2 protein-coding genes and 1 pseudogene are annotated in these 3,498 nt (G+C 58.8%); all 3 read right to left on the minus strand.

The window, feature by feature from the left end:
* Positions 1–810, minus strand: a pseudogene (locus IHD13_RS17895) (RHS repeat protein); the annotation flags it as partial.
* A gap of 219 nt (positions 811–1,029) precedes the next feature.
* The gene (locus IHD13_RS17900; protein WP_195862396.1) at positions 1,030–2,205 is read right to left on the minus strand and encodes an outer membrane protein assembly factor BamB family protein; all 1,176 of its coding nucleotides are present in this window, start codon (positions 2,203–2,205) and stop codon (positions 1,030–1,032) included.
* Between the two features lie 33 nt (positions 2,206–2,238).
* Positions 2,239–3,498, minus strand: a 1,260-nt coding sequence (locus tag IHD13_RS17905) for an RHS repeat-associated core domain-containing protein (protein ID WP_195862397.1), incomplete at its 5' end; no start/stop codon positions are given.

The following is a 3,498-nucleotide window of genomic DNA, read 5'->3' on the forward strand; positions in this document are numbered from 1 at the left end:
CTGCTGTTCGCCGCTTGGACGCCCCGCCTCGTCGAAGACGAACGTGACCTCGCCATGGGCATTCTCGGCGCCGGCCAACTGGCCATCGGCACGCCAGTGGTAACGCTCCGTCGTGGCCGGGGCGGCGTCGGTCTCGGGCAGATGACGGGCGATCAGCCGGCCGTTGGCGTCGTAATCAAAACGGGTGACCAGCGGCTGGCCATCGGGGTCCGGGCGGTGGACTTCCGTGCGTTCGATCAGCTGACCGGCGGCGTCGTAGGCGTAGCGCTGCTCGCGGCCGTCGGGGCCGTCGGGGCCGTCGGGGCCGGCCTCATCATAGGCCAGGGTGGTGTGGCTGCCGTCGGCATCGATCCGCTGGGCGGGGCGGCCGTGCTCGTCATAGAAGAGCTGCTGACGGTAACCCTGGGGACCCTCCTGTTCCACCGGGCGCCCCTGGGCGTCGTGGTGGTGGTGCCAGTGGCTGCCGTCGGGCAGCTGGGTAGACTGGCGCCGGCCCATGACGTCATGGGGGGTGCGGGTGGTCTCACCCAGGGCGTTGGTGACGCTGGCCAGATGGCCGCGGGCGTCATGGGCGTAGCTGGTGCGCCGCTCGGAGCAGTCGGTCTCGGCGCTGAGTTGGCCCAGGGCGTTCCATTCGAGGCGCCGGGTGGCGCCCTGCGCATCGGTGACGGCGGTGGGGCGATCGGGCAGGCGCGGGTCCTCGTAGGCCAGGGTGGTGGTGCCCTCGGGGCCGGTAATTTCAACCGGGTGACCAAGGGCGTCGCGCTCGATGGCCCAGCGGCTGCCGTCCGGGGCGGTCTGGATGATCACCTGCTGCCGCAGTCCACGGCACGGCCGGTGAGGGCGGCGGCGAGCAGGAAACAAGAATAAGAAAGACGCATCATCTCCTCGAAGCGTTGGCAAGGCGGCCGTTCGGCCACGCTACCGCCAGCGAAGGCAGTGAGGTGCCTTCCCTGGCGGATGGTACATGGGGGCAACGTCCGTGTTGCGTTTATTGGTTGAGTTCAGGAGTCAAGGGCTTGAAGAAGGTTATTCCAATACATACACATGGCCGTCAATACTACCGAAATATACACGACCATCGACGATGGCAGGTGTGGAGGTAATGCCCGCACCTGTTTCATAGCGCCACCTCATTTCGCCAGTATGGCGGTCAACAGCATACAAATGGTGATCTCCGCTGCCGAAGTATACTGTGTCACCTGCAATGGCGGCAGCGCCCCTTACAAAGCCTTCTGTTTCAAAGCGCCAGATCAGTTCGCCACTTTCGGCATCCATGGCATTCATGTATCCATGTGCACCTGCATGGCCATCACCATCGTCACCAAAGAAAGCAATGCCGTCAGTGAGGCTTATTGATGAACTGCTTCTGAATTCAATGGGGAACTCAGCCACCTGCTCTCCATTGTGCTTGTTTATTTTTACAATTGAGTTGTATTCATCTCTTAACTCCATGGCGTAGATGAAGCAATCATCTATGGCCGGGGTGCTTGAGTAGCGACCTGTGGTAGATGATGGGCGATGACTCCATACAACTTCGCCGCTATCTGGTGAGAAAGAATAAATCGTCTGCGAAGCATCCTGAAGGTAAAGAGAGGTATTAGAAATCAGTGGTTGCCCTCGCCCCCCTTGAATTGGAAGTCTCCATACTTCTTCTCCTGAATCAATACTTAATGAGAATAAATGAGAAGACATTGATACTAAAAATACCATATTGTTGTAAATTGTAGGGGAGTCCATTCCTGAGCGATCATCGGTTTCAAACTTCCAACGTTCTTCTCCTGTGAGCCGATCAATCGCCATCAAGTAACTCTCATCGTCGTCCCTGGAGAAACGGCGCCCTACCAGAAGCAGGTCTTCGTTTACAGTGATTTCGAAGCTAGGCTGTCCGCCTAGATCTATTTCCCATATTGGAGAGCCATCATTCTGATTTAGTGCATAAATACCCTCTTCGAAATCGACAAAATAAACCATGCCATCATACACTAAAGGAGTGCTTACCACAGGCGCGCCCGCATCAAACTTCCATACTAGCGTTGGTTCTTCTTCTGGCCCAGCGTCATGGTAAACCCCAGTCCTTTCCAAATTGGCCTGAAACATTACGGAATCAGCTGCTGCCAAGGAGGAAACCATCAATAGCATTAAGATGGTAAACAACCTCAGGGCCATTGATACATGTAATGAAGCATGCTTTTCAGTGATCATGGTGTATTCCTGTATAGTCCTGGTCTGCTACTGTTATCTTCGGCCGCTTGGGATTTCCAGGTCGCCAATGGAAGGTTCAATGCAGCTCCTGGATATCTCCGTCAGTTGTTCGTCGATAGTTGAGTGCCGAGAGGCATTCTCTCGAGCGATTTCCAAGGCCCTTTCGTGATAGCTTCTATCTGCTCGGTCCAGACAAGCATTAAACTCACCCTCATAAGGGAGACCCAGGCGTTCTCGATTGTCTTTGTCACTTTCACATCCACGAATCTGTCCTGCTCGTGTTTCTCCAGCCATTTCGATTTGCTGTTCCACGATAGGAGGCAACTGAGAAGCGCTTCTGCTCATTGCAATATATTGGGCGGCACACCAGGCATCATTTCTAACCTTTTCTGCTGTGTGAACAGTTATCATCGCCGCTCTAGCCTGAGGGCTAAACAACCCCAGCGGATCCACCATTCCCGTCGGGTTGCTCACGTAGCCATACAGGTTGGTGCCGCCGTTGAGGCCTATCGGGTCCTGGCTGATATACCTGCCCTGCTGCGGGTCGTAGTAGCGGTGGCGGTTGTAGTAGAGGCCCGATTCCTCGTCGTGCCACTGGCCCTGGAAGCGGATCGGCTGTGGGGTGTCGCCCTGTTCGTTTGTGACCGCGGCCCAGTCGTGGGGCTGGGCATGCCATAGGGTCTCGCCCTGGGGCGTGACCAGGCGCAGCGGGGTACCCAGGGCGTCGGTGGCGTAGGCGCTAAGGCGGCGTTCCGTTTCCTTTCCGCTCGTTGCTTCATCGATGCGCAGCATCGGCACGAAGCTACCCGGCTCATAGACCACGGTGGTGCGTTGGCGGTCGGTGGCTTCGTGGACCAGGCGGTCGCCGTCCCAGCCGTAGTGGTAGGTGGCGGTGGTGCCGTTGGCGTGGCGCACGGTCTTGCCGATGCGCCGGCCCAGGGCGTCGTAGCGGTAGTGGGCCTCGCGGGTATGGCCGTAGGCGCTGGTGTGGGTCAGCGTGACCAGGCGGTTGGCGCCGTCGTAGCCCAGTGTCAGGCGTTCGCCGTTGGGGGCTTCGCGTTCGATCAGGTTGCCGGCGCCATCGTGGCGGTAGCGGCTGCCGTCGAGTTGGGTGAGGCGGTTATCGACTTGCACATTGGCGGTGCCGTCCAGGCGGTTGCCGGCGGCGTCCATCGGGTAGCGGTGGGCGTGGTCGCCGTGCTGGCTGGCGATCAGTCGCCCGGCCGGGTCGTAAGTGTAGGCGATGGTGCTGGCCTGGCCCTGGCCCTGCTGAGTGCGGAAGGTCATCCGCCC

The organism is Halomonas sp. 328, from assembly GCF_015645095.1.
Lineage (GTDB): Bacteria > Pseudomonadota > Gammaproteobacteria > Pseudomonadales > Halomonadaceae > Bisbaumannia.

Excerpts from the sequence above, each read along its gene's own strand:
- IHD13_RS17900 (WP_195862396.1), bottom strand. The coding sequence starts at position 2,205 with ATGATCACTGAAAAGCATGCTTCATTACATGTATCAATGGCCCTGAGG.